Here is a 26,343-nt window from a genome sequence, read left to right on the forward strand (position 1 = left end):
ATGAGAAACTCGTTAATTATCGCGCTTGATTTTTCGTCGAAAGATAAGGTTACTCGTTTTTTAGAGCCGTTTCAAGGTGAACAGCTTTTCTTGAAAGTGGGAATGGAGTTGTTTTATCAAGAAGGACCAAGTATCGTAACTTATTTAAAGGAAAAAGGTCATCAAGTATTCCTTGATTTAAAGCTTCATGATATTCCGAATACAGTTTTCCAAGCTATGAAGGGAATTTCCTCTCTAGGCTGCGATCTTGTCAATGTGCATGCAGCAGGTGGTTTTGAAATGATGAAAGCTGCACGTGAAGGACTTGAAGCAGGTAAGAATTCTGGCTCACATAGACCTTTTTGTATCGCTGTTACCCAGCTTACAAGTACTTCAGAAGAACAAATGGTAAAAGAGCAACTGATTAAAACTACATTAGAGGAATCTGTTCTTCATTATGCGTCATTATCAAAGTTAGCTGGTTTGGACGGGGTCGTTTGCTCTGTTAATGAATCGTTAAAAATTCATGAGAACCTTGGGACAGAATTTTTAACGATTTGCCCTGGAATTAGGCCCGCACATTCAGAAGTACAAGATCAAAAAAGGGTGGCTACTCCTGAATTTGCTCAAAGTATTGGCGTATCAGCAATTGTAGTGGGTAGAGCGATTACACAAGCAGTAAATCCGTTACAAAGTTATAAGCAAATTTTAAATGATTGGAGAGGCGTAACAGCATGAAAAGAGAAATCGCAGAAAAGTTATTAGAGATTCAAGCCGTTTCATTAAATCCAAATGAGCCTTTTACATGGTCTTCTGGATTAAAATCCCCTATCTATTGTGATAACCGTTCTACCATTGGTTTTCCAGAGATTAGAGGTACGATAGCGGAAGGATTAGCCTCTCTTATTAGAGAGAATTTTCCTGGAGTTGAGTGTATATCAGGTACAGCAACAGCGGGAATTCCACATGCGGCTTTGGTAAGTGAACGTCTTAATTTGCCAATGAATTATGTGCGCTCTAAAGCGAAAGCACACGGTGCGGGTAAGCAAATCGAAGGACAAGCGCTTAAAGGACAAAAGGTCGTAGTAGTAGAAGATTTAATCTCTACTGGAGGAAGTGCAATAACCACTGTTCAGGCATTAAGGGGAGCAGGTTGTGAAGTATTGGGAGTCGTTTCGATCTTTACTTATGAACTTGAAAAAGCCGAACAAAATTTACGTTTAGAAGAAATTTCATCTGTCTCACTCAGTGACTTAACCACATTAGTGGATGTTGCAGAAGAAAAAGGGTACATCCAAAAGGCAGAGCTTGATAGTTTATTAGAGTGGAAGAAAGATCCGCAGGAATGGGCTAAACAATTTTCCTAATATGAATGAACCTCGGGTATGATACCCGAGGTTTATTCATTAACAAATTCTTATTAATTTTCTTCAGCACTAATTTCACTAGAATCTTTATTTGTAGGGAATTTAAAGAGAAAGGTGGTCCCAACTCCTACTTCACTTTCCACTTTAATTGACCCCTTCATCGCACGAACAATACTGTAAACTACCATCATTCCAAGACCAGTTCCACCAGAACCTTTTGTTGAATAATAAGGTTCTCCTAATCGGTCAAGCTGATCTTTAGACATTCCAATTCCAGTATCCTTTATATAAATGGATATACAATTTCGAGTGAATTCCGTACTGATATTTAAATATCCACCGTTTGGCATAGATTCAACAGCATTTTTACAAACATTAATAAAAACTTGACGAAATTTTTGCCTATCACCTTGTATAAAGCCAACCACTGAAAAATCAGTTGTAATTTGGACAGAGTTTTGATTAGCCATTGGTTGTAAAATTGAAATGACCTGCTGTAGCTCTTTCTTAACATTGAGATTTTCATTATGTACGAGCGAAGGCTTTGCAAAAGTCAAATAATCTTGTATAACTCTCTCAGCAGCCTTAAGTTCTTCTTTAACAATGGCAAGATAATCATCTTGTTGTTTTCTTGTTAAATATCCATCTTGAAGTAATTGAACAAAGCCTATCGCTGCGGTTAATGGATTTCGTATTTCATGGGAAATGGCGGCTCCCATTTGTTCAACTGCCTGTAGCTTTTCGGTTTTAATTAGCTGACTTCTCATTTTTAAATTTCTTTGGAAAAACTCGATACCATATGAAACAATTCCAATTCCTAGAGCTGGAACAATGAGATAAGCAAAGTATAGGTCAAACCAATTCTTAATTGGTATCGCTATTTGTATGGCCGTTGCAGTCATCATTGAGAATAGTATACCAATTAAAATTGAATAAGTGATTCGTTTATTTGTGGTTTGGCGTATAAACCAAGGATACATTCTCCAAAAAAGAATGGCATAAGTAACATAAAGTCCTAAAGTGAGAAAGAAACCAGTATTAATCCCATAGAAAGATCTAATTACTACTACAACCAATGATAGAAAAGGAGCTAATCCTAGATATAGGCCTCCAACAACATAAGGAATTAATCGTAAGTCAAAATGTAAGGATGGACTACTAGAATACGAGAATTGGATGCATGTCCATATCAAAACAATGATTAGAATAATAAAAGGATACTTTGAAATGGTCGCTTTCTTGTTCCGATCCGCTAATACTAAACTAAAAAAAAGGAAAAAGATTAATAAAGAAAGATTTGAAAGAAGATGTTTCGTTATTTCCAAAGGTCTCACCTTCCAAAGGGCTATTAGAGAAAGTTTACAGGTATTTTTACCCATATTCAAGAGAATTTAATTAATTTTTAAAATATTTAGTATTTACTATTAGTACTAAGTAATAAACAATGATGGAATTAGGCCGATTACACTTATGAATCGGCCTAAACAAGATTATTTCATTTTTAAAGAAAGAATTTTATCTTCATCAGGAGTTACATGAATCGTTTGTTGATTGTCATAAATAACAAATCCAGGTTTAGCACCATTCGGTTTTTTCACATGACGAACCTTTGTGTAATCAACTGGGACAGAGCTTGAAAGTCTAGCTTTACTAAAGTATGCTGCCAGTATAGCAGCTTCTATGATGGTTTCCTCATTAGGATTTTTACTACGGATGACAACATGGGAACCAGGTATATCTTTTGTATGGAACCATATCTCATCCCTTGCTGCAAGCTTATTTGTCAAATAATCATTTTGTTTATTATTTTTTCCTACTAATATTTCTGTTCCATCGCTTGCTGTGTAAGTCTCTAGGTGAGGCTTATTTGAAATAGCACTTTTAATTTTCTTTTTCTGTCTTTCACGAATATATCCTTCTTCTACAAGTTCTTCGCGAATTTCCGCAATATCCCTTATTGATGCTGCCATTAGCTGTTGTTGGAGAGCTTCAAAATATAATAGTTCATTTTCCGCTAATCGAATTTGTTCTTTCACAATTTCAATAGAATTTTTAGCTTTTTGGTATTTTGAAAAATACTTTTGTGCATTATCTGATGGAGATTTTAATGGATCTAAAGGAATAATAACGGTTGCCCCGTTTTCGTCATAGTAATTAATAACCTCAATTTCTTGCAATCCTTTTTGGAGGGCATACATATTTGCGGTTAATAGTTCACCATATAGTTGGTATTCATCCGCTTTGTTTGCATCCTCTAAAGTAGATTTCAGCTTTTTAATTTTATTTTCATTTTTATCCTTTTCATTTTGAATAAAACGCTCTAAATCATTAGCTTGTTGCTTCACGCGATCACGTTCTGCTTTTCCAAAATAGTAGCGGTCTAACATTTCACTTAATAGTGTAAATTGTTTTACTTCACCCTTCATATGATTAAGTGGAAAAAAATAAAAGGCTTCTTTCTGAGTATTCATTGTAATAGATGGTTGAATTTTCCCGTTTTTAATTTGTTGGACAATATCCATAAATGCTTTCGGTAAAGTTATTCGATTTGCTAACCCAGATTGAAAAATGATTTCACGTGCAAATATAGGTGAAATTCCTGCAATCTGTTCTACTAATTGCTTATCAATTTTTCCAGCATTAAAGTCTATTTTTTTTAAAACATCGATTTCTTCCATCTCAAATGGATTTAATTTATCCTGACTTGGAGGAAGTACGTATGGTTGTCCAGGCAATATAGCGCGATGACTATTTACTGCGTAAGAAACATGCTTAACACTATCAAGAATCATATTTTTTTCTTTGTCAATTAGAATGATATTGCTATGTCTTCCCATAATTTCTATTATCAGTTTTTTTAAACTTATATCCCCTAACTCATTTCTTCCTTTGACTTCAATAGCGACCATACGATCAAGTCCGATTTGATAAATATCTTCAATAATGGCCCCTTCTAAGTGCTTGCGAAGGAGCATGCAAAACATCGGTGGTTCACTAGGATTCTCATAAGATTCATTCGTTAGCTGTACCCTGGAATAGCTGGGATGGGCGGAGAGCAATAATTTGTGATTCTTTCCATTTGCACGAATTTGTAGAATGATTTCATTTTTAAAAGGCTGATATATTTTATTAATTCGACCTCCTAATAAGGTGGCGGAAATTTCCTCTGTCATTATTTTTGTAAATAGACCGTCAAAAGACATGTAAAACATCCTCTACTTTATTTTTTTTATTAGATAAGAAAGAATAACTTTTCGATTTCGAAAATTGTCCAGCGCAAGCGTCCTCGCCCCTCGACAGGCAAATGCGCTTTTCTACGTTTCCTTATTATATTTTAAACTCCCTATCTTATTTTAGCATTAATATGGACTTGCCTGAATATGCTTTCTTTAGAGTAAGGACAAACTTGCAGAAATACATTAAAGGGAAGTGAGATAGCAGGATGAAATTTCACGAAATGTCGGAAAAAGATATCGAAAAAGCATTAGATACTGATTTTTCGGCAGGATTATCAGACAAACAGGTCGAGCAAAGGTTGAAGCAGCAAGGGCTGAATGAACTTCAGGAAGGAGAAAAGCAATCTGCTTTACTCTTATTTTTCAGTCAATTTAAAGATTTTATGGTTTTAGTGTTACTAGCAGCGACGCTGTTATCAGGATTTCTAGGGGAATACATTGATGCTATTGCCATCATTTCTATTGTGATTATTAATGGAATATTAGGTTTTTTTCAAGAAAGAAAGGCGGAAAAATCTTTACAAGCTTTAAAGGAATTGTCTGCTCCACAAGTTCAAGTTCTACGAGAACGCGCTTGGAAAAAAATCCCTTCTAAAGAGCTAGTAGTGGGAGATATCATAAAATTTACTAGTGGTGATCGCATTGGTGCAGATATTAGGCTTATTCAAACAACCAGTTTAGAAATTGAAGAATCAGCATTGACAGGAGAGTCCGTTCCTGTACAAAAACATACGAGTCAATTGAGAGCAAAGGATCTTGGTATTGGGGACATGGAGAATATTGCTTTCATGGGAACGATGGTAACGAGGGGAAGCGGGATGGGTGTTGTCATCGCAACAGGAATGAAAACAGCGATGGGACAAATTGCAGACCTTCTCCAAAAAGCAGAAACGATGGAAACTCCATTACAAAGAAGATTAGAGCAGTTAGGTAAAATTTTAATTACAACAGCATTACTTTTAACTGTATTAGTTGTTGCCGTTGGTGTGTTACAAGGTCATGATTTATACACGATGTTTTTAGCTGGAGTATCTTTGGCAGTTGCTGCCATCCCAGAAGGATTGCCAGCCATTGTAACGGTTGCATTATCACTTGGCGTCCAAAAAATGATTAAAAAGAATGCGATTGTTCGAAAATTACCAGCAGTTGAAACACTTGGATGTGCTTCAGTTATTTGCTCAGATAAAACAGGTACGATGACCCAAAACAAGATGACTGTCACACATTTATGGAGTGGTGGAAAAACGTGGAGAGTCGATGGTGTTGGTTATGAACCTGCGGGGAATTTTTTAAGAAACGATGAAGTAATCGATATAAAGAAAGAAAAAGCATTACAACAGTTATTGATGTTTGGAATCCTTTGTAACCATGCCAATCTTACAATGAAGGACGACGAATATATATTAGATGGGGATCCGACAGAAGGTGCTTTACTTGTTAGTGCAATGAAAGCAGGATTTGACCGAAATAATCTTTTAAAACAATACGAAATTATTAAAGAGTTTCCTTTTGATTCTGCTAGAAAAATGATGAGTGTGATTGTGAAAGATACAAACGGACGAGAATTCATTGTGACAAAAGGAGCTCCAGATGTTCTTATTAGTTTAAGCGAGTCTATACTCATTAATGAAAAGATTGTTCACATGTCAAAAGATAATAAAAGTGATGTGCAAAATGCGATTAATGATCTTGCTTCACAAGCGCTAAGAACGATGGCTATAAGCTATAAGCCTGTTTCAGGAAATGCTCTTTCATTATCTGAAAAGGATGCTGAAAAGGATTTAATCTTTATCGGTTTACAAGGAATGATTGATCCACCAAGACCAGAAGTTAAAGATGCGGTAAAGGAATGTAGAGAAGCAGGCATTAAAACTGTCATGATCACAGGCGATCATATCATCACTGCAAAAGCAATTGCTAAACAGTTAGGTATTTTAACAAAAAATAGTAAGGTTCTTGATGGTAAGGCATTATCTCAAATGAGTGTGGATGAATTAGAAGAGGTTGTTGAAGATGTATCCGTATTTGCTCGTGTATCGCCAGAACATAAATTAAAAATCGTTAAAGCTCTCCAAAATAGAGGACATATTGTCGCTATGACCGGTGATGGGGTAAACGATGCGCCTGCAATTAAAGCAGCAGATATTGGAGTAGCGATGGGAATAACGGGCACTGATGTAGCAAAAGAAGCCTCATCATTAGTCCTGCTAGATGATAATTTTGCAACTATAAAAGCAGCAATCAAAGAAGGGCGAAATATTTATGAGAACATTCGAAAGTTTATTCGCTATTTATTAGCATCGAATGTAGGAGAAATACTAGTTATGTTGTTTGCGATGTTACTAGGATTACCTTTACCGTTAGTACCAATCCAAATCCTGTGGGTCAATCTTGTAACAGATGGTCTACCAGCAATGGCTCTAGGTTTAGATAAACCGGAAGATGATGTAATGAAACGTGGCCCAAGACATCCGAAAGAAGGTGTTTTTGCAAGGGGGCTAGGATGGAAGGTTATATCTAGAGGGTTTCTTATTGGTGCAATGACATTGATTGCGTTTATGATCACTTATCATCGTGATCCCGATAATCTTGTATATGCCCAAACGATTGCCTTTGCTACATTAGTAATGGCACAATTGATTCATGTATTTGATTGCCGTAGTGAGAAATCCGTTTTATCTAGAAACCCATTTGGGAATCCTTATTTAGTGTGGTCAGTCATTTCTTCCGTAATCCTGATGCTAATCGTTATCTATTTTCCGACATTACAACCTATTTTCCATACGGTGCCAATTGAAGGAAGGGATTGGTTATTAGTTCTTGGATTGTCTTCTATTCCAACTTTTTTATTGGCTGGTTCATTTTTGGTAAGAAAAACAAAATAAATTGTGGTATAATCCAAAAGGTAGTAGAGTGTACTCTATTACCTTTTATTTTGGAGAAAACGACTTCAGATGGGATGTGCATAGAGTATATGGTCAAGAGTATGACAGGTTTTGGACGAAGTCAAAAGGAATCAAATGATTTTTCGGTAACAGTAGAAATGAAAACTGTTAATCATCGATTTTGTGAGTACCATATTCGAATGCCCCGACAACTACTAAGAATAGAAGAAAAAATAAAAAAACAGATAAGTGAATATGTTCAAAGAGGTAGAGTGGAAGTTTTCATAACATTAGAAGGAAATTCTGCCGTTCATAGAAAAGTGAGCATAGATTGGTCTCTCCTTGATGAATATTACCAATACATAATAAAAATTAAAGAGAAATACGAACTCCATGAAGATATCTCGATACATGATTTATTACAGCGTGAAGAATGGCTGCAAATAGATGAAGTGGAATCTGGTAATGATGAATTGGAGGAACTGGTCTTAAAAGGTGTTGAAGAAGCGGCTAATCAATTGTTGGGGATGAGAATTGTAGAAGGAAACGAACTTGAAATCGATATCAAAAAGCAGCTTTCTATTTTAGAAAATACAATTGAACAAGTAAAACAATTGTCTCCCTTAGTTGTCCAACAATATAAAGAGCGTTTAGAAAAGCGAATTAAAGAATTTATATCGGGATCTATGGATGAACATCGTTTTATTACTGAGGTAGCTATATTTGCTGATAAGGTAGATATAAACGAAGAATTGACTAGATTAAATAGTCACATTCGGCAATTTGAAGTAACATTATTATTAAATGAACCGATTGGTAGGAAATTAGACTTCTTATTGCAGGAAATGAATAGGGAAGTCAATACGATTGGCTCGAAAGCAAATGATGCTAAAATTGCCAAAGAAGTGATCGAAATGAAAAGTTTCCTTGAAAAACTGAAAGAACAAATACAGAATATTGAATAAAACAGTTTAGAAATAGGAAATAGCGGTGAAAATAAATAACTGATGACAGGGGGATCATCATGTCCATAAAACTCATTAATATTGGCTTTGGAAACATCGTTTCTGCGAACCGTATCATTGCTATTGTAAGTCCTGAATCGGCTCCAATTAAACGTATTATACAAGATGCCCGAGACCGTGGTTCGTTAATCGATGCCACTTATGGTAGAAGAACACGTGCTGTTATCGTAATGGATAGTGATCATGTTATACTATCAGCTGTCCAGCCTGAGACGGTTGCGGCACGATTAAATGACCGCGACGATATTATTGATGAAGGGTAGGATTTTTTCATGCAAGAAAAAGGGTTATTAATTGTATTATCAGGACCATCTGGGGTAGGAAAAGGAACGGTTCGAAAAGCCATTTTCTCTCAGCCTGATACTGAATTTGAATATTCGATCTCGATGACGACTCGATCACCGCGTGAAGGTGAAGTAGATGGTGTTGATTATTTCTATAAGTCACGAGAGGAATTCGAAGATTTAATAGAGAAAGATAAATTACTTGAGTATGCCGAATATGTTGGAAATTATTATGGTACTCCTGTTGACTATGTAAGAGAAACTTTAGATTCAGGAAAAGATGTTTTTCTGGAGATTGAAGTAAAGGGTGCTAGACAAGTACGTAAAAAGTTTCCGGAAGGGTTGTTTATTTTTCTAATGCCTCCTAGTTTAGGGGAGTTAAAAAATAGAATTGTTACTCGTGGAACCGAAACAGAAGATTTAATTACAAACCGTTTACTGACAGCCCGAGAAGAAATCGAAATGATGGACTTATATGATTATATCGTGGAAAATGATCAGGTGGACCTTGCATGTGAGCGCATTAATGCTATTGTCAAAGCAGAGCATTGTCGACGTGAACGGGTTGAATATCGTTATAAAAAATTATTGGAGGTTGAATAAATTATGTTATATCCGTCAATTGACAATTTATTAAATAAAATCGATTCGAAATATTCACTTGTATCTGTTGCAGCTAGACGAGCAAGAAAAATGCAACTTGGTGAAAGTCCAAGACTTTCAAAATATGTTTCACACAAGTATGTTGGAAAAGCTTTAGAAGAAATCCACGCTGATGAATTAATCGTTGCAAAGAAAAACAATGAAACGCTAGGAGAGTAGTTTCAGGACATATTAAACAGGATAACAACCTATAAATTGAGGTTGTTATTTTTGTTTAGCTCAATTCTGTTTTTCTTAAATGAAAAAGATGAAAATTTTCATTTCTTTTTGCATAATAGAGAAGAAGCTTCAATTTAGTAGGGGGTTTTCTTATGTTACACAACAAAAAAATATTATTATGCGTCTCAGGTGGAATTGCTGTATATAAGTCTGTAGCTTTGACTAGTAAATTAGTTCAAGCAGGTGCAGAAGTAAAAGTTATTTTAAGCCACTCAGCATCAAAATTTGTCAATCCATTAAGTTTTCAGGCACTGTCCCGAAACTTTGTTTATACAGATACTTTTGAAGAACATAATCCTAAGGTAATCTCTCATATTGATTTAGCAGATTGGGCAGATCTCGTTCTTATTGCACCAGCAACAGCAAACACCATCGGTAAACTTGCTAATGGAATTGCTGATGATATGATGACCACGACATTATTAGCCTCAACAGCACCAGTTTGGATAGCCCCAGCCATGAATGTACATATGTATGACCATCCTGCTGTGAAAAACAATATAAACACGCTTTCTAAAATGGGTTATGGATTCATTGAGCCAAGCGAAGGATTCCTTGCTTGTGGGTATGTAGGAAAAGGGAGACTCGAAGAACCAGAAAGAATAGTAGAAATCTTATATGACTATTTCGATGATCATCATAAAAATGATTTAGTAGGAAAGAAAATATTGGTGACTGCAGGTCCAACACGTGAAAAAATTGATCCAGTCCGTTATATTTCCAATCATTCAAGTGGTAAGATGGGATTTGCCATTGCCGAAGAAGCGGTCAAATTAGGCGCTGAGGTTTATTTAGTTTCTGGACCAGTGTCCATCTCCCCACCTAAGAACGTTCATTATATATCAATTGAAAGCGCGGAAGAAATGTATAATGAGGTATTTAAGCGTTATTCAGATATCGATATCGTAATAAAAACAGCTGCTGTTGCAGACTATCGTCCAAAAAATCAATTCAATCAAAAAATCAAAAAACAACCAGGAGATCAGATACTTGAATTAGAACGCACAAAGGATATATTGATGGAATTAGGAAAACAAAAAGAACAGCAATTTCTAGTTGGCTTTGCAGCAGAAACAAATGATGTTGAGGACTATGCTAAGTCAAAATTAGAAAAGAAGAACGCAGATATGATTGTGGCTAACAATGTAACTATTGATGGAGCAGGTTTTGGAACAGATACAAATATTGTAACGATATACAAAAGGAGCGGTGAATGTATTTCATTACCACTTTTAACAAAAAATGAAGTTGCTAGGAAGCTATTGAATGAAATTTCTCTTGCGATAAAGGAAGGATTGGAATGACAATTGCAAGTGTAATTGTGGATGTTCCTGCTCGACAAACAGATAAATCTTTCGATTATTTAATACCAAAACAGTATGAAGGAAGTATTTCAGCAGGAATGAGAATTGCCGTTCCTTTTGGTCCAAGAAAAATTCAGGGCTTTGTTGTGGAAGTGAAGAAAGAATCGGATTTTTCTCAATTAAAAAAAATTAGTGAGCCAATGGATTTATATCCTGTGTTAACTGAAGAATTATTAGCACTTGGGGATTGGTTAGCGGAAAAAACACTTTGTTACAAAATTTCTGCTTTTCAAGCGATGCTTCCTGCTGCATTGAAAGCAAAATATGAAAAAAAAATCGTTTTATCTGAAAAAGTGAATCCCAGGCAGCTCCCTTTTACACTTCAACCGTTTTTTTTGGAAAAAAACGAGCTGACATGGGAAGAAGCCATACATAATGGAATCCTATTAGATATTCAAAAAGAAGCTGCCATCGGTCATATTGAAGTGGTGTATGAAGTAAAGGAAAGATTGAAGAAAAAAAAATTAAAGCAAATATGCCCAGCTCTCACGATTCATGAATTACAGATAGAAAAAGAAAAGCTATCTAATCGGGCCTTAAAGCAGCATGAAGTACTTGATTTTTTTATTGACCGACCTAATCCAATTGAATTGAGAAGTTTATTAGCTGCATTAAACATTTCATCTGGGACTGTAACGGGATTAATCGAAAAAAATATTCTTATTGAAAAGGAAATAGAGGTTTATCGTGACCCATTTCAAGATCGACATTTTAAAAGAACATTTCCATTGACATTAACCGTAGATCAGCAAAAGGTCATTAATCCAATCCAACATACAATTATAAATGATAAGCATAAGGTGTTTTTATTGTATGGAGTCACCGGAAGCGGAAAGACCGAAATCTATTTACAGTCTATCCAAACGGTCCTTGACCAAGGTAAAGAAGCAATCGTACTTGTACCTGAAATATCTCTTACTCCTCAAATGGTTCACCGTTTTAAGGGGAGATTTGGGGATAAAGTTGCCGTTCTTCATAGTGGGTTATCAGCAGGTGAAAAATATGATGAATGGCGAAAAATCCATCGGAAAGAAGTTTCAGTCGTTGTTGGTGCAAGATCGGCCATTTTTGCACCATTCGAAAATATTGGCATCATAATTATTGATGAAGAACATGAGACCAGCTATAAACAGGAGGAAACTCCCCGTTACCATGCAAGGGATGTTGCTATAAAAAGAGCAGAAACTTTTAAATGCCCAGTCGTGCTAGGAAGTGCCACACCATCCCTTGAATCATTTGCTCGTGCACAAAAGGGAGTATATGAATTACTATCATTACCAGTACGAATGAATAATCAGTCTTTACCAGCTGTCGAAATCGTAGATATGAGAGATGAATTAAAGAGTGGAAATCGATCAATGTTTTCGAATAAACTGTTTGAAAAAATGAAGGATCGTTTAGAAAAAGGTCAGCAGATTGTCTTGTTTTTAAATAAGAGAGGCTATTCTTCCTTTGTCATTTGTCGTGATTGCGGTTATGTAATCAATTGTCCTCATTGTGATATTTCCTTAACATACCACCGCAGTCAGCAGCAAATGAAGTGCCATTATTGTGGACATGAAGAGCAAGTTCTAAAGACTTGTCCCGAGTGCACAAGTGAACATATTCGTTTTTTTGGAACTGGGACTCAAAAAGTAGAGGAAGAGTTAGGGAAGGTTTTACCTGAAGCAAGGGTCATTCGTATGGATGTTGATACTACTAGTCGAAAGGGATCACATGAAAAACTACTAACTGCCTTTCAAGAAGGAAAAGCAGATATTTTACTTGGAACGCAAATGATTGCTAAGGGGTTGGATTTTCCAAATATTACACTTGTTGGTGTATTATCCGCAGATACGATGCTTCATTTACCTGATTTTCGCTCGTCAGAAAAAACTTTTCAATTACTCACACAAGTAAGTGGAAGGGCGGGGCGTCATGAATTGCCAGGTGAAGTAATTATCCAAACATATACACCAGAACATTACAGTGTTCAATTATCTGGCAAACAAGACTTTGAAGAGTTTTATCAACATGAAATGCAAATGCGAAAAATTCATCGATATCCACCCTTCTATTATTTATCGTTAATAACAATTACTCACGAAGAATTAATGAAGGTTGTATCGATTACAGAGAAAATCACGAAATACTTACGATCTAAGCTATCAAACCAGGCAATTGTCTTAGGTCCGGTTGCTTCACCTATTCCTAGAATCAATAATAGATATAGATACCAATGTTTGATAAAATACAAGAATGAACCAACTCTTACGAATGCGTTCAAAGTCATTCTAGATCAATACCAACAAGAAATGGCTTCAACTGGTTTACAAATTTCAATTGATTTAAATCCCTATATATTGATGTAAACGGTTATGAATTTCAGGATAATTGTGAAAAATGTTAACAACTAGACTTTGAGAATGTTTTGGAGGATATACTTTTGGCTATTCGAAAAATTGTAATGTACCCTGCCGATATTTTAGAAACACCTTGTAAAAAGGTAGAGGTTTTTGATAAAAAACTAGTGAAATTATTAAACGATATGTACGATACGATGATAGAATTCGATGGTGTAGGCCTTGCCGCACCTCAAATTGGTATAGATAAACAAATCGCCATCGTTGACATTGACGATGAGGATGGAACAATTGAAATGATCAATCCTGAAATAATAGAAACCTCTGGTGAACAAACAGGTCCAGAGGGATGTTTAAGCTTTCCAGATTTGTATGGTGAAGTTACAAGACCATATTTCGTGAAAATAAAGGCTCAAGACCGTAAAGGCAAATTTTATACTTTAGAAGCTGAAGAATTTCTAGCGCGTGCAATTTTACATGAGATTGACCATCTTCATGGCGTTTTATTTACCTCAAAGGTATCAAAATATTTAACAGATGAAGAATTAGAAGGGGTTGAAGAGGAATGACAAAGATTATTTTTATGGGGACTCCTGATTTCTCTGTACCGATACTGAAGAGAATTTTAGAAGATGGATACGAAGTAATAGGTGTTGTTACCCAACCAGATCGTCCTGTTGGTAGAAAAAAAATAATGACAGCTCCTCCAGTAAAGGTAGAGGCCGAAAAACATGGAATTCCTGTTTTTCAACCTGAAAAAATCAGAAGACAAGAGGATCTAGAACCGATACTTACACTTCGACCGGATTTAATTGTAACCGCCGCTTTCGGTCAAATTTTACCTAAAACATTACTTGATGCACCTAAATATGGATGTGTAAATGTACATGCTTCTTTATTACCAGAATTAAGAGGGGGGGCACCCATTCATTATTCTATTATACAAGGGAAAGAAAAGACTGGAATTACCATTATGTATATGGCTGAGAAATTGGATGCGGGAGATATTTTATCGACCGTAGAAATTCCTATTGAAGAAAGAGATACCGTTGGGACCCTTCACGAAAAATTAAGTGAAGCTGGTTCAAATCTCTTATCTGAAACTTTACCAAAGTTACTTAATAGTGAGTTGAGACCTATTCCCCAAAACGATTCTTACGCTACCTTTGCACCGAATATTAAAAGGGAACAAGAAAGAATTGACTGGACTAAAACTGGGGAAGAAATATATAACCATATACGTGGCTTAAATCCATGGCCAGTAGCCTACACCGAATGGGAAGGGTCAGTACTTAAAGTTTGGTGGGGAGAGAAATATTCATCAAAAATAATATCCGAACCAGGTACAATTATTAGTCTAGAAGATGACGGAATTGTCGTTCAGACAGGAAATGAAACGGCGATTAAAATAACAGAGCTACAACCTTCAGGTAAAAAGAAAATGTCAGGTGAACAATTTCTTAGAGGGGCTAATAATCAAATGCTTGGAAGGAAGCTTGGTCAAAAACTATGACAAAAACGATGAAAAATGTTCGTGAAACAGCTCTAGATTTATTAGAGACAATAGAAAAAAATCAATCCTATAGCAATCTTTTACTACATCATGCAATCGAAAAGAATAAGGTGCCTGAACGTGATGTTGGACTATTAACTGAATTAATCTATGGAACATTACAAAGGCAAATGACCCTAGACTTTTATTTAGAACCTTTTATAAATCAATCTAAAAAACTTGAAAAGTGGGTTAGACATTTATTAAGAATGACTCTCTATCAGTTGGTATTTTTAGACAAAATTCCAGATCATGCGGCTATTTTTGAAGCCGTAGAAATTGCCAAAAAACGAGGTCATAAAGGAATCGCTGGAGTTGTTAATGGAGTTCTTAGAAATATCCAAAGGAAAGGTCTACCCTCACTTAACGAAATTACAGACCCAATTAAACGTGTTTCTGTGGAAACGAGTCACCCATATTGGTTAGTGGAAAGATGGACAAAACAATTTGGGATCGATAAAACAAAAGAAATGTGCGAGTTGAATTTACAAGCACCAACTCAAACAGCCAGGGTAAATTTGACATTAATTACTCGCGAGCAATGTATTGAAAAACTTCAGGAAGAAGGTTTCTTAGTGGAACCTAGTACAATCCTGTTGGAATCAATTCATTGTTTGAAAGGAAATTTAGCATCTTCACATGCCTATAAAGAAGGATTTTTAACGATACAAGACGAAAGTTCTATGCTAGTTGCTTATGCACTTGGAGTAACTGAAAATGAGAAAATACTGGATTCATGTGCAGCTCCTGGAGGAAAAACAAGCCATATTGCTGAAAAGTTAAATGGTTCTGGAGTGGTTTTTTCACTAGATTTACATGAGCATAAAGTGAAACTGATTCTAGAAAATGCGAGCCGATTAAGATTATCGAATATCAAAGCACAGGCTCTCGATAGTCGTAAGGTAGGAGAACATTTTCAAGGAGGAACATTTGATCGAATCCTCGTTGATGCACCGTGTTCTGGATTAGGTGTAATGAGAAGAAAGCCCGATATGAAATACACGAAAAGGGAAGAAGATTTAAATCGGCTTCAATCAATCCAATTGGATTTGTTAAATGCTGTTTCCCCTTTATTAAAAAAAGATGGTATTCTTGTATATAGTACTTGTACTGTCGATCAAGAGGAAAATCAAGCAGTTATCCGTGCCTTTTTAAATCAAAACCTTGATTTTGTCGGGGATAATGAGTGGAAAGAACGAATGCCTTTGGCAATTCAACCACTCATTGAACAATATGATTTGCAAATATTCCCTCAAGATTTTGGCTCAGACGGATTTTATATTGCTTGTATTAGAAAGAAGGTGTAATGATGGAAACGACAAAGAATGTTACAACTATGATAGAAACAAACCCATCCATCTATTCATTGCAATTAGAGGAATTAAAAGATTGGTTAAAAGAAAATGATGAGAAAACATTTCGAGCAGAACAAATTTTTGATTGGCTTTATAAAAAAAGAGTTAAATCCTTTGAAGAAATGTCCAATCTATCAAAAAGTTTAAGGGAAAAGCTGGAAGGGAAATTTTCTTTAACAACATTAAAAACGATCATTCAGCAAACTTCTACTGATGGCACAATTAAGTTTTTATTTGAACTTCATGATGGATATTCGATTGAAACAGTATTAATGCGTCATGATTACGGGAACTCTGTTTGTGTAACAACTCAAGTTGGCTGTAGAATTGGATGTACGTTTTGTGCTTCAACACTTGGTGGATTGAAACGGCATTTGGAAGCAGGAGAAATAGTAGCTCAAGTGGTTAATGTTCAACAAGTTCTAGATGAATCCGATGAGAGAGTAAGCTCTGTTGTTATTATGGGAATTGGCGAACCATTTGATAATTATGACAATATGCTTTCCTTCTTAAAGATTATCAATCATGATCAAGGATTAAATATCGGAGCCCGTCATATTACGGTCTCTACAAGTGGAATTGTACCTAAAATTTATCAATTTGCAGATGAAAACACACAGATTAATTTTGCTATTTCGCTTCACGCGCCAAATACCGAGTTAAGGTCACAGTTAATGCCAATAAATAGAGCATATAAGCTAGCAGAATTAATGAAGGCAGTTAAGTATTATATTAATAAAACAGGTCGACGTGTCAGCTTTGAGTATGGATTATTTGGTGGTGTAAATGATCAAGTAGAACATGCAGAAGAACTTGCAAAACTTTTAAAAGGAATTAAATGTCATGTAAACTTAATTCCTGTTAACTATGTACCTGAACGCGACTATGTTCGCACACCTAAAGATCAAATCTTTGAATTTGAAAAAACATTAAAAAATCATGGAGTAAATGTAACGATTAGACGCGAGCACGGTCATGATATTGATGCAGCATGTGGACAACTTCGTGCAAAGGAGCGGCAAGAGGAGACGAGGTGAAAGGATGAAAGCTGTTTTTAAGACTGACCCTGGAAGAGTACGCCTTCACAATGAAGATCATGGGGGAATCTTTGTTAATGGTGAAAACAACCGCCTAGCCATCGTAGCAGATGGAATGGGCGGTCACCGGGCTGGGGATGTAGCGAGTAATATGACCATCAATTTTCTTCAAAAAGCTTGGGAGGAATCTGAAAATATTCAAACAGCTGATCAAGCAGAAGAATGGTTAAAATTAAAAATTAATGAAGTGAATAGTGAATTGTTTCAACATGCTATTTCTCATTCAGAATGCGAAGGAATGGGCACAACGATCATTGCTGCCATCTGTACAAATCATTTTGTAACATTAGCCCATATTGGTGACAGTAGATGCTATTTATTAAATGAATCTGGATATAAACAATTAACAGAAGACCATTCTTTAGTTAATGAGTTAGTCCGTTCAGGACAAATCTCAAAAGAAGACGCTGAAAATCATCCAAGAAAAAATGTCATCCTAAGAGCGCTCGGTACAGAAAAAACGGTAGAAATGGATATTATTACAGTAATTTTTGAAGAAGGAGATATTTTACTCCTTTGTTCCGATGGATTATCAAATAAAGTAAGTGAAAAAGAAATGCTCGATATTCTATCAAAAAAAGAGGAACACGAGATGCGTGCAGAATCTCTAATCCAATTAGCCAATCATTACGGCGGTGAAGACAATATCACCCTTGTCATTGTAGAACATTCAATAGGCGAGGAGGTTGATGAATTATTATGATCAATGGGAAAAGAATTAGCGGACGTTACAAAATAATAGATATGATAGGCGGAGGCGGAATGGCCAATGTCTATCTTGCACATGATATGATTTTAGACCGTGACGTTGCTCTTAAAATGCTACGATTAGATTTTGCAAATGATGATGAATTTATCCGTCGATTCCATCGTGAAGCTCAGTCTGCTACAAGTTTAGCGCATCCAAATATTGTGAGTATTTACGATGTAGGCGAAGAAGATGGGCTATATTATATTGTCATGGAATATGTTGACGGACAAACACTTAAACAATACATACAACAAAATGCACCGTTGCGGGTTGATGAAGCAATAGAAATTATGAAGCAACTTACATCAGCGATATCACATGCCCATCAAAATCATATTGTACACCGAGATATAAAACCGCATAACATTTTGATCGATCGAAAAGGAAATGTGAAAATTACTGATTTTGGGATTGCGATGGCTTTGAGTGCTACAAGTATTACACAAACTAATTCTGTTCTTGGCTCTGTGCATTATTTATCACCAGAGCAAGCAAGAGGTGGCACTGCGAACAAAAAATCGGATATCTATTCCTTAGGTATTGTCTTTTTTGAGATGCTGACAGGTAGATTACCATTTTCAGGGGAATCGGCCGTTTCGATTGCTTTAAAACATTTGCAATCTGACACACCTTCTCCGAAAAGATGGAATCCTAGCATTCCTCAGAGTGTTGAAAACATTGTTTTAAAAGCAACAGCCAAGGATCCTTTTCATCGATACAATAATGTAGAAGAAATGGAGGATGACCTCATAACAGGTCTTAATCCAGAACGAATTAATGAATTAAAATTTGTTATTCCCGTTGATGATGAAGCCACAAAAGCTATCCCTGTTATAACAAATGATCGTCCTTTCAAAAACTTGGATGAGACAATCGTGGCAAAAGGAAATCAACTACAAGATGATTCAAAAAAACTACCGAAAAAACGAAAAAAGTGGCCAATCGTTATGGCATCTACTTTTTTAATTATCGTACTACTGGGTATTTTTATTGTTTTCTTTTTGCCATCATTTCTAGCACCCGATATCGTAGAAGTGCCTGATGTTAGCAGTCAATCTTTAAGAGATGCAAAGGAAGATTTAGAAGCTGCTGGATTTAAGATTGGTGAAGAACATGAATTAACTGATGATGAGATTCAAGAGGGTTTTGTTATTAAAACAAACCCTAAAGCAGGTAGAAAAGAAAAACAAGGAACCACTATTGATCTTTATTTAAGTTCTGGTAAAAAGACTTTTAAACTTTCTAATTATGTTGATCGACAATATGATGTTGTTGTCCAATTACTGGATAATAAAAACTTTAAAGACATCGAAAAAAATGATGTGTTTGATTCTAGTGAACCAGGTACAATATTGGAGCAATATCCTGATCCAGAGGAAGAGGTTATTCCTGAGGATACAGTCATAAAGTTTACTGTTAGTAAAGGTCCTGAAATGATAAAATTAAAGGATTTAAGAGGATTTAATCAAACAAATGTAGAGGAATATGGTAAATCTACTGGTTTAATAATCGATATGTCAAAAACAGAGTTTCATGAAACGTTTCTAGAAGGCACGGTTATTAAACAATCTCCAGATCCTGATACAGAACTTAAAAAAGGTGATACAGTTACTGTCATCCTTTCAAAAGGGAAGGAAAAAATTCCTCCTAAAACAGTAAAAAAACAAGTTTATATACAATATGAACCAGCTGTAGAGGGAACTCCTCAAGAAATTAGTGTTTATATTGAAGATGCAAACAGAAGTATGACTACACCATGGGATACTTTTTCGATTACTGGACCTAGAGAACTGACGATAGAATTGCTCATCCTTTATGGAAAAAAAGCAGGATATAAAATCTTTAGGGATGGTGTCATAATCGAAGAAGAGGAAGTAGATTATCCAGACGAATAAGTAAACAAGGAGCGTTGCTATGCCTGAAGGAAAGATTCTAAAAGCGTTAAGTGGGTTTTATTACGTAATCAATGGTGAAGAAATTGTTCAATGTCGAGGACGTGGAGTTTTTAGGAAAAACAAAATTACCCCGCTTGTAGGTGATGATGTGGTTTTTCAAGCTGAAAACGAGAATGAAGGATATATCCTCGAAGTGAAAGATCGAAAGAACGAATTGGTTCGTCCGCCGATTGCGAACGTTGACCAAGCTCTTCTTATTTTTTCTGCTGTTGAGCCTTCCTTCAGCACAGCGCTACTTAATCGTTTCTTAGTTTTAATTGAATACAATCATATACAACCAGTTATTGTTATAACGAAGATGGATTTAACAACAGAAAAAGATCGAAAACTTATAGAGCAATATACAGAAGATTATCGAAATATTGGCTATGAAGTTGTTTTAACATCTTCAGAAACAGAAGACGGACTTGAGGACCTTCATCCTCATTTGGAAGGGAAAATTTCCGTTTTTGCTGGTCAGTCTGGTGTTGGAAAATCATCTTTATTAAATGCACTTAAACCTGACTTAGAGTTAAAAACTGACATCATCTCCTTACATTTAGGACGCGGAAAGCATACGACACGACATGTCGAACTTATTAAAGTTGGAAATGGTCTAGTAGCTGATACTCCAGGTTTTAGTTCACTCGAATTTTTAGATATTGAACAAGAAGACTTAACATTTTGTTTCCCAGAGTTTCAAAAGGCAAGTGAGCATTGCAAATTTCGAGGCTGTCTTCATTTATCTGAACCAAAATGTGCAGTTAAATTAGGAGTGGAAGATGGTTCCATTCCGGAATATCGATATACAGATTATCAAGTTTTCATCCAAGAAATAAAAGAGAGGAAGCCGAGGTACTAAAAATGGTGAAAATTGCACCTTCCATACTTTCAGCGGATTTTTCCAAGCTTGGCGAAGAAATAAAGGACGTAGAAAATGGTGGAGCCGATTATATTCATATAGATGTAATGGATGGACATTTTGTACCTAATATTACAATCGGCCCTCTTGTAGTTGAAGCGATTCGTCCGATAACAAATTTACCATTAGATGTGCACTTAATGATCGAAAATCCTGATCAATACATTGAGGCTTTTGTTAAAGCAGGCGCTGATTATATTACAGTCCATGTAGAAGCTTGTCCTCATTTACATCGAACGATCCATTTAATTAAGTCGTTTGGTGTAAAGGCAGGAGTCGTATTGAATCCAGCAACTCCTGTGGAAAGTATTCAGCACATCATTTCTGATGTAGATATGGTTTTATTAATGTCAGTTAACCCTGGCTTCGGCGGGCAATCATTTATTGAAGAGGTTATTCCTAAGATTATTAAGGTAAGAAAATTGCTTGAGGTAAAGGGACTTAATGTCGAGATTGAAATCGATGGCGGAGTCAATGAAGAGACAGCAAAACTTTGTGTAGAAGCAGGAGCCACTGTATTAGTAGCTGGTTCAGCTGTTTATAATCAAAAAGACCGTGCAAAGGCAATTGCTGCATTAAAGGCTGACCATATTGGTTAGTCTTTTTTTGCAATAGGAAGGGGAAAGAAATGGTTATCAATATAGTAGCAGGTGGCCCATTAGAGTATTTGCCAGATTTAGAAACTTATCATTCAGATCAGACGACTTGGGTTGGTGTGGATCGAGGGGTTTTTACCCTTCTTTCAAGAGGGATCAAACCTTCATATGCGTTTGGAGATTTCGATTCAGTGATAAAGGAAGAATTGATGGTTGTGGAAAAAGAAGTTCAGAATCTTCGAAAATTCATTCCCGAAAAAGACGAAACCGACCTAGAATTAGCCTTAAATTGGGCATTAGAACAACACCCATTTGAGATTAGAATTTTCGGTGGGACAGGTGGGAGACTAGATCATTTTTTTGCTAATGTACAATTATTATTTAAGGGATTAACCACAAATAGTGAATGTCCCATTTCCATTATCGATAATAAAAATATAATATTTTTAAAATTACCTGGAGCTCATACTCTACCAAAACTTCATGACAAAAAATATATATCCTTCTTACCTTTTACCAGTACAATTGAAAAAATAACATTAAAGGGTTTTAAATATCCGTTAATTGATAGGAATATTTCTGTGGGATCCACACTATGTATTAGTAATGAACTTATTGCTGATTATGGTACTTATTCTTTTTCAAATGGCATATTAATAGTGATAAGAAGTCAAGACTAAAGCCCGATTTTGAGGGTACTTATTTATTTCCTTTGAATAAGATGATTAAGGAAAAAACAAAAGGTTGTGTAAAGATGCCTAAGGAGGGACAATATGAAGTTTTATACAATTAAACTGCCGAAATTTTTAGGTGGACTTGTCCGAGCGATGATTGGTGCGTTTAAAAAGGAATAATCGAAACTAATAAAGTAAAAGCACCTATAATGGTGCTTTTATTTTTTAAAAGATAAGAAATAATAATAAAAGGACACCCTAATTGGATGTCCCAAAGTTTGTAAAATTAAACGCGCTCAACTTTACCAGAACGTAAAGCTCTTGTTGAAACCCAAACACGCTTTGGCTTTCCGTCAACAAGAATACGAACCTTTTGAAGGTTAGCACCCCATGTACGTTTTGTAGCGTTCATAGCGTGGGAACGAGCATTACCTGTACGAGTTTTTTTACCAGTTACTACACATTTACGTGGCATATTATTTCCCTCCTTACGATCAAAAGCAGAAATTACTTTCATGCTAATTTTTATAAAATTTGGACAATCTGTTAATTAGAAAAACAAATTGTTACATGTTTTTCTTACTCAAACATACTTTAATAATTTATCATACAACTTGTTTGAATGCAATAGTTATAGAAGATGCTTTCAAGAAAAATTCCTTGACAACAAGAAAAGCGGAAGCGGCTCGCTCTGCCCCGACAAGCAAAAGTCGATCCATGAAAGAAGGCGTACTTTGCCTTCATTCAAGGAGTGGCTTTTGACCTCGAGGGGCAAGCCGCTGGAGCTGGACAATTTGCAAAGTTCTAAGGTATGACTTTTAAATTTAGTACACTTATAGTAAAATGTGTGTAGTCAAGGAGCAATTTCCAAAAGGGGGAACGTCTCATGTCCATTGAAATGAAAACGAAGTACGGTCAAATTGATATTTCAAATGAAGTAATTGCAACCATTGCTGGTGGAGCTGCGGTTGATTGTTATGGAATTATAGGAATGGCTTCTAAAAATCAGCTTAAAGATGGGCTTACTGAAATTCTGCGTAGAGAGAATTTCACACGTGGCGTGATCGTTCGTCAAGAAAATGAAGAAGTGCATATCGATATGTATATTATCGTAAGTTACGGAACGAAAATTTCTGAAGTGGCTCATAATGTGCAATCAAAGGTGAAATATACACTTGACAAGACAATGGGGATTGCTGCGGAATCTGTGAATATTTATGTGCAAGGTGTACGCGTGATGAACCCATAAGTTCGTAGTATCGAACAATTGTGAGGAGGTAGGATTGTGTCAATTACAGCATTAGATGGAAAACGTTTTGCTGAAATGGTGATTCAAGGTGCCAATCATTTGTCTGCAAATGCAAAAATGGTAGACGCATTAAACGTTTTTCCTGTGCCTGATGGTGATACTGGTACAAATATGAATTTGTCCATGACATCAGGAGCAAAGGAAGTAAAAAATAATACACAAGATCACATTGGTAAAGTTGGTGTGGCTTTATCTAAAGGTTTATTAATGGGGGCTCGTGGAAACTCTGGTGTTATTTTGTCACAGCTATTTCGAGGATTCTCAAAAGCGATTGAGCAAAAAGAAAATATTAGTGGGAAGGATTTTGCAGCGGCGTTAGAAACAGGTGTAGAAACAGCGTATAAAGCAGTTATGAAACCTGTTGAAGGAACAATTTTAACTGTTGCGAAAGATTCAGCTAAAAAAGCTGTCCAAACTGCAAAAAAAGAGACAGACATTATTAAAATAATGGAAGAAACTTTGATAGAAGCGAAAGCATCGTTAAATCGAACACCTGACTTGCTTCCTGTTCTAAAAGAAGTTGGTGTTGTTGATAGCGGCGGCCAAGGCTTAGTTTTAGTATATGAAGGATTCCTTGCTGTCCTAAAAGGGGAAAGTCTACCAGAGGCTTCATTTATTTCTAGTTTGGATGATCTTGTAAGTGCGGAACATCATAAATCCGTACAGGGCCATATCAATACGGAAGATATTGAATTTGGCTATTGCACTGAATTTATGGTGCGGTTCAAGGATGAAAAATTAAAACAACCATTTTCCGAAGAAAAGTTTCGACAAGATTTAAGTCAGTTCGGCGATTCATTACTAGTTATTTCTGATCAAGAAATTGTTAAAGTACATATCCACTCTGAAAATCCTGGCGATTGTTTAAGTTATGGGCAAAAGTATGGGGATTTAATTAATATTAAAATTGAGAATATGCGTCAACAACATACGAATATTGTCGGTGAATCTACCCATTCTCCACTACCAGAATTGAAAAAAGAGAAACAAGAGTATGGTATTGTAACCGTTTCTATGGGGAGCGGGATTGCTGAACTATTTAAAAGTATTGGGGCTCACGCGGTTATTGAAGGCGGCCAAACGATGAATCCTAGTACAGAGGATATCGTAAAGGCGATTAAAGAAGTGAATGCGAGAAAAATTATTATTCTGCCTAATAATAAAAATATTATTATGGCTGCTGAACAGGCAGCTGAAGTTGCTGATGAAGAAGTTGTTGTGATTCCTTCTAAAACTGTTCCTCAGGGTATGACAGCATTATTATCCTTTAACCCTACGGCAGATCTTCATGTGAACGAAGATACGATGAAGGAAGCTCTGAAACATGTTAAAACGGGCCAAATTACTTTTGCGGTTCGAGATACAAATATTGAAGGACTTTCTATAGAGAAAGATGATTTTATGGGGTTAAATGACGGGAAAATCACTGTTAAAAACAAAAACAAGCTCGAGGCTGCCAAATCTCTATTAAAAGAGATGTTGGATGAAGATTCCGAAATCTTAACGATTCTTCAAGGTGAGGATACGAATGACCAAGAAGTGGAGCAATTAATATCCTTTATTGAAGAGGACTACGAGGATGTTGAAGTTGAAGTACATAAAGGAATGCAGCCTTTATATTCTTTTATCTTTGCAATTGAATAGTGAATCGTTAAAATAGAAGGGGATTCCCTTCTATTTTTTTGTTGATAATCTATAAAATACTCGGATGATGATATCTTCTTAATTTGTATATTCCACGTCCAGCTCCATCGCCTAGCCCCGACGTACAGGATGTACTAGTGTCGACAATGCGACAGGACGCCCGAGCCTTTGTTGACCTCGAGGTCAAATGGCGCCCCAAAGATGAGGTTAAAGAGCAAACCTCCTCTTTGGGACGGCATTTACTTGTCGGGGCTGATCAAGGCGCCCCGCGCTTTAGTTCCTATCGGAATTTATTTCCATGAAATCCGTACTCATAAGGGTAATTACGCCTGTGTCTCCGCCATTTGGCTTGACTGTCGGCGAGTTTTCTTTATGGAATTAAAGGGAATTCGTTATTAAAGGAGCCAAACGGTGAAATTTTTAATATAATTATAATAGAAAACTAACTATTGTGTAGCATAGGGGGAGAAACTTTTGAAGTATAAAAGTGTCTTTGATATTATTGGTCCAATTATGATAGGTCCTTCAAGTTCACATACTGCTGGTGCAGCGCGTATTGGAAGAATGGCAAGAACTTTATTCGGTCGTGAACCAAAATGGGCAACGATTTCTTTATATGGTTCATTTAAGGATACTTATAAAGGTCATGGAACAGATGTAGCATTAATTGGTGGAATACTAGATTTCGATACAGACGATAAAAGAATTATTCAAGCGTTAGATATTGCTAACGAAAAAGGTATGAAGGTAAGTTTTATTGAAGAGGATGCGATTACAGATCATCCAAATACAGCAAGAGTTTTCATTGGTGACGAAAATGGAGAATTGGAATTGGTAGGTATTTCTATCGGAGGTGGAAAAGTCGAAATTACCGAGTTGAACGGTTTCGAACTAAAGCTTTCCGGTCATCATCCAGCAATCCTTGTCGTTCATAATGACCGTTTCGGCGCGATTGCCAGCGTCGCCAATATATTGGCAAAACACGAAATTAATATAGGTCATATGGAAGTATCTCGTAAAGAGGTTGGCAAACTAGCCTTAATGACAATTGAAATGGATCATAATATAGAAGATGCTGTTCTTTCTGAGATTGAGCAGTTACCAAACATTCTTAGAGTAACGAAAATTGTGGATTAATAGAATGG

The 26,343-nt window shown here is 36.0% G+C and carries 25 protein-coding genes; 22 read left to right on the forward strand and 3 right to left on the reverse strand.

Going from position 1 to position 26,343, the window contains the following annotated elements; translation table 11 throughout:
- The gene (gene pyrF, locus ACFSO7_RS05605) at positions 1–717 is read left to right on the forward strand and encodes an orotidine-5'-phosphate decarboxylase (protein WP_377876069.1); all 717 of its coding nucleotides are present in this window, start codon (positions 1–3) and stop codon (positions 715–717) included.
- Positions 714–1,346, forward strand: coding sequence for an orotate phosphoribosyltransferase (gene pyrE, locus ACFSO7_RS05610; RefSeq protein WP_377876071.1), 633 nt, complete (start codon positions 714–716; stop codon positions 1,344–1,346). The genes pyrF and pyrE overlap by 4 nt, the downstream gene beginning before the upstream one ends.
- A 53-nt stretch (positions 1,347–1,399) precedes the next feature.
- Here the strand turns inward: pyrE and ACFSO7_RS05615 are convergent, their stop codons facing one another.
- Complete coding sequence (locus ACFSO7_RS05615) at positions 1,400–2,671, reverse strand: ATP-binding protein (RefSeq protein WP_377876072.1); 1,272 nt, start codon at positions 2,669–2,671, stop codon at positions 1,400–1,402.
- 165 nt (positions 2,672–2,836) lie between these two features.
- Positions 2,837–4,549, reverse strand: a complete 1,713-nt coding sequence (locus ACFSO7_RS05620; RefSeq protein WP_377876074.1) for an Rqc2 family fibronectin-binding protein — start codon at positions 4,547–4,549, stop codon at positions 2,837–2,839.
- A gap of 239 nt (positions 4,550–4,788) precedes the next feature.
- Between ACFSO7_RS05620 and ACFSO7_RS05625 the strand changes: the two genes are divergently transcribed.
- The 17 genes from ACFSO7_RS05625 (at position 4,789) to spoVM (ending at position 22,425) form a co-directional block, all read left to right on the forward strand.
- Positions 4,789–7,467: a calcium-translocating P-type ATPase, SERCA-type gene (locus ACFSO7_RS05625; RefSeq protein WP_377876076.1), complete on the forward strand. Its 2,679-nt coding sequence runs from the start codon at positions 4,789–4,791 to the stop codon at positions 7,465–7,467.
- Positions 7,468–7,556: 89 nt separating this feature from the next.
- Positions 7,557–8,432 (forward strand): YicC/YloC family endoribonuclease, encoded by an 876-nt coding sequence (locus tag ACFSO7_RS05630; RefSeq protein ID WP_377876078.1) that lies wholly within the window; start codon positions 7,557–7,559, stop codon positions 8,430–8,432.
- Between the two features lie 59 nt (positions 8,433–8,491).
- Positions 8,492–8,755: an extracellular matrix/biofilm regulator RemA gene (remA, locus tag ACFSO7_RS05635; RefSeq protein WP_230495728.1), complete on the forward strand. Its 264-nt coding sequence runs from the start codon at positions 8,492–8,494 to the stop codon at positions 8,753–8,755.
- A gap of 9 nt (positions 8,756–8,764) precedes the next feature.
- On the forward strand, positions 8,765–9,379 hold the full coding sequence (gene gmk / locus ACFSO7_RS05640) for a guanylate kinase (protein WP_377876081.1): 615 nt from the start codon (positions 8,765–8,767) through the stop codon (positions 9,377–9,379).
- 3 nt (positions 9,380–9,382) lie between these two features.
- On the forward strand, positions 9,383–9,598 hold the full coding sequence (gene rpoZ, locus ACFSO7_RS05645; protein ID WP_377876083.1) for a DNA-directed RNA polymerase subunit omega: 216 nt from the start codon (positions 9,383–9,385) through the stop codon (positions 9,596–9,598).
- A 152-nt stretch (positions 9,599–9,750) separates the two neighbouring features.
- A complete protein-coding gene (gene coaBC, locus ACFSO7_RS05650; protein ID WP_377876085.1) occupies positions 9,751–10,962 on the forward strand; it encodes a bifunctional phosphopantothenoylcysteine decarboxylase/phosphopantothenate--cysteine ligase CoaBC in 1,212 nt (403 codons plus the stop codon).
- Positions 10,959–13,373 carry a primosomal protein N' gene (gene priA, locus ACFSO7_RS05655; protein WP_377876087.1) on the forward strand — a complete coding sequence of 805 codons (2,415 nt, stop codon included), beginning with the start codon at positions 10,959–10,961 and terminating at the stop codon, positions 13,371–13,373. The genes coaBC and priA overlap by 4 nt, the downstream gene beginning before the upstream one ends.
- 74 nt (positions 13,374–13,447) lie before the next feature.
- A complete protein-coding gene (gene def, locus ACFSO7_RS05660) occupies positions 13,448–13,933 on the forward strand; it encodes a peptide deformylase (protein ID WP_377876088.1) in 486 nt (161 codons plus the stop codon).
- Complete coding sequence (gene fmt, locus ACFSO7_RS05665) at positions 13,930–14,877, forward strand: methionyl-tRNA formyltransferase (RefSeq protein WP_377876090.1); 948 nt, start codon at positions 13,930–13,932, stop codon at positions 14,875–14,877. Before def ends, fmt begins: the two co-directional genes overlap by 4 nt.
- A complete protein-coding gene (gene rsmB / locus ACFSO7_RS05670; RefSeq protein ID WP_377876092.1) occupies positions 14,874–16,223 on the forward strand; it encodes a 16S rRNA (cytosine(967)-C(5))-methyltransferase RsmB in 1,350 nt (449 codons plus the stop codon). The genes fmt and rsmB overlap by 4 nt, the downstream gene beginning before the upstream one ends.
- A gap of 2 nt (positions 16,224–16,225) precedes the next feature.
- The gene (rlmN, locus tag ACFSO7_RS05675; RefSeq protein ID WP_377876094.1) at positions 16,226–17,308 is read left to right on the forward strand and encodes a dual-specificity RNA methyltransferase RlmN; all 1,083 of its coding nucleotides are present in this window, start codon (positions 16,226–16,228) and stop codon (positions 17,306–17,308) included.
- Positions 17,309–17,312: 4 nt separating this feature from the next.
- Positions 17,313–18,071: a Stp1/IreP family PP2C-type Ser/Thr phosphatase gene (locus ACFSO7_RS05680; protein WP_377876096.1), complete on the forward strand. Its 759-nt coding sequence runs from the start codon at positions 17,313–17,315 to the stop codon at positions 18,069–18,071.
- Entirely contained in the window at positions 18,068–20,014 is a 1,947-nt protein-coding gene (pknB, locus tag ACFSO7_RS05685) for a Stk1 family PASTA domain-containing Ser/Thr kinase (protein WP_377876098.1), read from the forward strand. Before ACFSO7_RS05680 ends, pknB begins: the two co-directional genes overlap by 4 nt.
- 19 nt (positions 20,015–20,033) lie before the next feature.
- Positions 20,034–20,915 carry a ribosome small subunit-dependent GTPase A gene (gene rsgA / locus ACFSO7_RS05690; protein ID WP_377876100.1) on the forward strand — a complete coding sequence of 294 codons (882 nt, stop codon included), beginning with the start codon at positions 20,034–20,036 and terminating at the stop codon, positions 20,913–20,915.
- 2 nt (positions 20,916–20,917) lie between these two features.
- Positions 20,918–21,574 carry a ribulose-phosphate 3-epimerase gene (gene rpe, locus ACFSO7_RS05695; protein WP_377876102.1) on the forward strand — a complete coding sequence of 219 codons (657 nt, stop codon included), beginning with the start codon at positions 20,918–20,920 and terminating at the stop codon, positions 21,572–21,574.
- 29 nt (positions 21,575–21,603) lie between these two features.
- Positions 21,604–22,251, forward strand: coding sequence for a thiamine diphosphokinase (locus tag ACFSO7_RS05700; RefSeq protein WP_377876104.1), 648 nt, complete (start codon positions 21,604–21,606; stop codon positions 22,249–22,251).
- Positions 22,252–22,344: 93 nt separating this feature from the next.
- On the forward strand, positions 22,345–22,425 hold the full coding sequence (gene spoVM, locus ACFSO7_RS05705; protein ID WP_090758061.1) for a stage V sporulation protein SpoVM: 81 nt from the start codon (positions 22,345–22,347) through the stop codon (positions 22,423–22,425).
- 106 nt (positions 22,426–22,531) lie between these two features.
- On the opposite strand, the gene rpmB is transcribed toward spoVM, so the two are convergent.
- Positions 22,532–22,720, reverse strand: a complete 189-nt coding sequence (rpmB, locus tag ACFSO7_RS05710; protein ID WP_377876105.1) for a 50S ribosomal protein L28 — start codon at positions 22,718–22,720, stop codon at positions 22,532–22,534.
- A gap of 411 nt (positions 22,721–23,131) precedes the next feature.
- Here rpmB and ACFSO7_RS05715 point away from each other — a divergent pair, with 411 nt between their 5' ends.
- The 3 genes from ACFSO7_RS05715 to sdaAB all read left to right on the forward strand — a co-directional run bounded on the left by ACFSO7_RS05715 (position 23,132) and on the right by sdaAB (position 26,335).
- On the forward strand, positions 23,132–23,494 hold the full coding sequence (locus ACFSO7_RS05715) for an Asp23/Gls24 family envelope stress response protein (RefSeq protein ID WP_377876107.1): 363 nt from the start codon (positions 23,132–23,134) through the stop codon (positions 23,492–23,494).
- A gap of 36 nt (positions 23,495–23,530) precedes the next feature.
- A complete protein-coding gene (locus ACFSO7_RS05720) occupies positions 23,531–25,198 on the forward strand; it encodes a DAK2 domain-containing protein (RefSeq protein WP_377876109.1) in 1,668 nt (555 codons plus the stop codon).
- A 474-nt stretch (positions 25,199–25,672) separates the two neighbouring features.
- Complete coding sequence (gene sdaAB, locus ACFSO7_RS05725; RefSeq protein WP_377876111.1) at positions 25,673–26,335, forward strand: L-serine ammonia-lyase, iron-sulfur-dependent subunit beta; 663 nt, start codon at positions 25,673–25,675, stop codon at positions 26,333–26,335.
- Positions 26,336–26,343: the final 8 nt, after the last annotated feature.

The organism is Bacillus sp. CGMCC 1.16607 (assembly GCF_042683745.1).
Taxonomy (GTDB): Bacteria; Bacillota; Bacilli; order Bacillales; family Cytobacillaceae; genus Pseudoneobacillus.

Bases quoted from the DNA above. Each gene is read 5' to 3' on its own strand.
- pyrF (WP_377876069.1), top strand. From the start codon at position 1: ATGAGAAACTCGTTAATTATCGCGCTTGATTTTTCGTCGAAAGATAAG.
- pyrE (WP_377876071.1), top strand. From the start codon at position 714: ATGAAAAGAGAAATCGCAGAAAAGTTATTAGAGATTCAAGCCGTTTCA.
- ACFSO7_RS05620 (WP_377876074.1), bottom strand. From the start codon at position 4,549: ATGTCTTTTGACGGTCTATTTACAAAAATAATGACAGAGGAAATTTCC.
- ACFSO7_RS05625 (WP_377876076.1), top strand. From the start codon at position 4,789: ATGAAATTTCACGAAATGTCGGAAAAAGATATCGAAAAAGCATTAGAT.
- ACFSO7_RS05630 (WP_377876078.1), top strand. From the start codon at position 7,557: ATGGTCAAGAGTATGACAGGTTTTGGACGAAGTCAAAAGGAATCAAAT.
- remA (WP_230495728.1), top strand. From the start codon at position 8,492: ATGTCCATAAAACTCATTAATATTGGCTTTGGAAACATCGTTTCTGCG.
- gmk (WP_377876081.1), top strand. From the start codon at position 8,765: ATGCAAGAAAAAGGGTTATTAATTGTATTATCAGGACCATCTGGGGTA.
- rpoZ (WP_377876083.1), top strand. From the start codon at position 9,383: ATGTTATATCCGTCAATTGACAATTTATTAAATAAAATCGATTCGAAA.
- coaBC (WP_377876085.1), top strand. From the start codon at position 9,751: ATGTTACACAACAAAAAAATATTATTATGCGTCTCAGGTGGAATTGCT.
- priA (WP_377876087.1), top strand. From the start codon at position 10,959: ATGACAATTGCAAGTGTAATTGTGGATGTTCCTGCTCGACAAACAGAT.
- fmt (WP_377876090.1), top strand. From the start codon at position 13,930: ATGACAAAGATTATTTTTATGGGGACTCCTGATTTCTCTGTACCGATA.
- rsmB (WP_377876092.1), top strand. From the start codon at position 14,874: ATGACAAAAACGATGAAAAATGTTCGTGAAACAGCTCTAGATTTATTA.
- rlmN (WP_377876094.1), top strand. From the start codon at position 16,226: ATGGAAACGACAAAGAATGTTACAACTATGATAGAAACAAACCCATCC.
- ACFSO7_RS05680 (WP_377876096.1), top strand. From the start codon at position 17,313: ATGAAAGCTGTTTTTAAGACTGACCCTGGAAGAGTACGCCTTCACAAT.
- pknB (WP_377876098.1), top strand. From the start codon at position 18,068: ATGATCAATGGGAAAAGAATTAGCGGACGTTACAAAATAATAGATATG.
- rsgA (WP_377876100.1), top strand. From the start codon at position 20,034: ATGCCTGAAGGAAAGATTCTAAAAGCGTTAAGTGGGTTTTATTACGTA.
- rpe (WP_377876102.1), top strand. From the start codon at position 20,918: ATGGTGAAAATTGCACCTTCCATACTTTCAGCGGATTTTTCCAAGCTT.
- ACFSO7_RS05700 (WP_377876104.1), top strand. From the start codon at position 21,604: ATGGTTATCAATATAGTAGCAGGTGGCCCATTAGAGTATTTGCCAGAT.
- spoVM (WP_090758061.1), top strand. From the start codon at position 22,345: ATGAAGTTTTATACAATTAAACTGCCGAAATTTTTAGGTGGACTTGTC.
- rpmB (WP_377876105.1), bottom strand. From the start codon at position 22,720: ATGCCACGTAAATGTGTAGTAACTGGTAAAAAAACTCGTACAGGTAAT.
- ACFSO7_RS05715 (WP_377876107.1), top strand. From the start codon at position 23,132: ATGTCCATTGAAATGAAAACGAAGTACGGTCAAATTGATATTTCAAAT.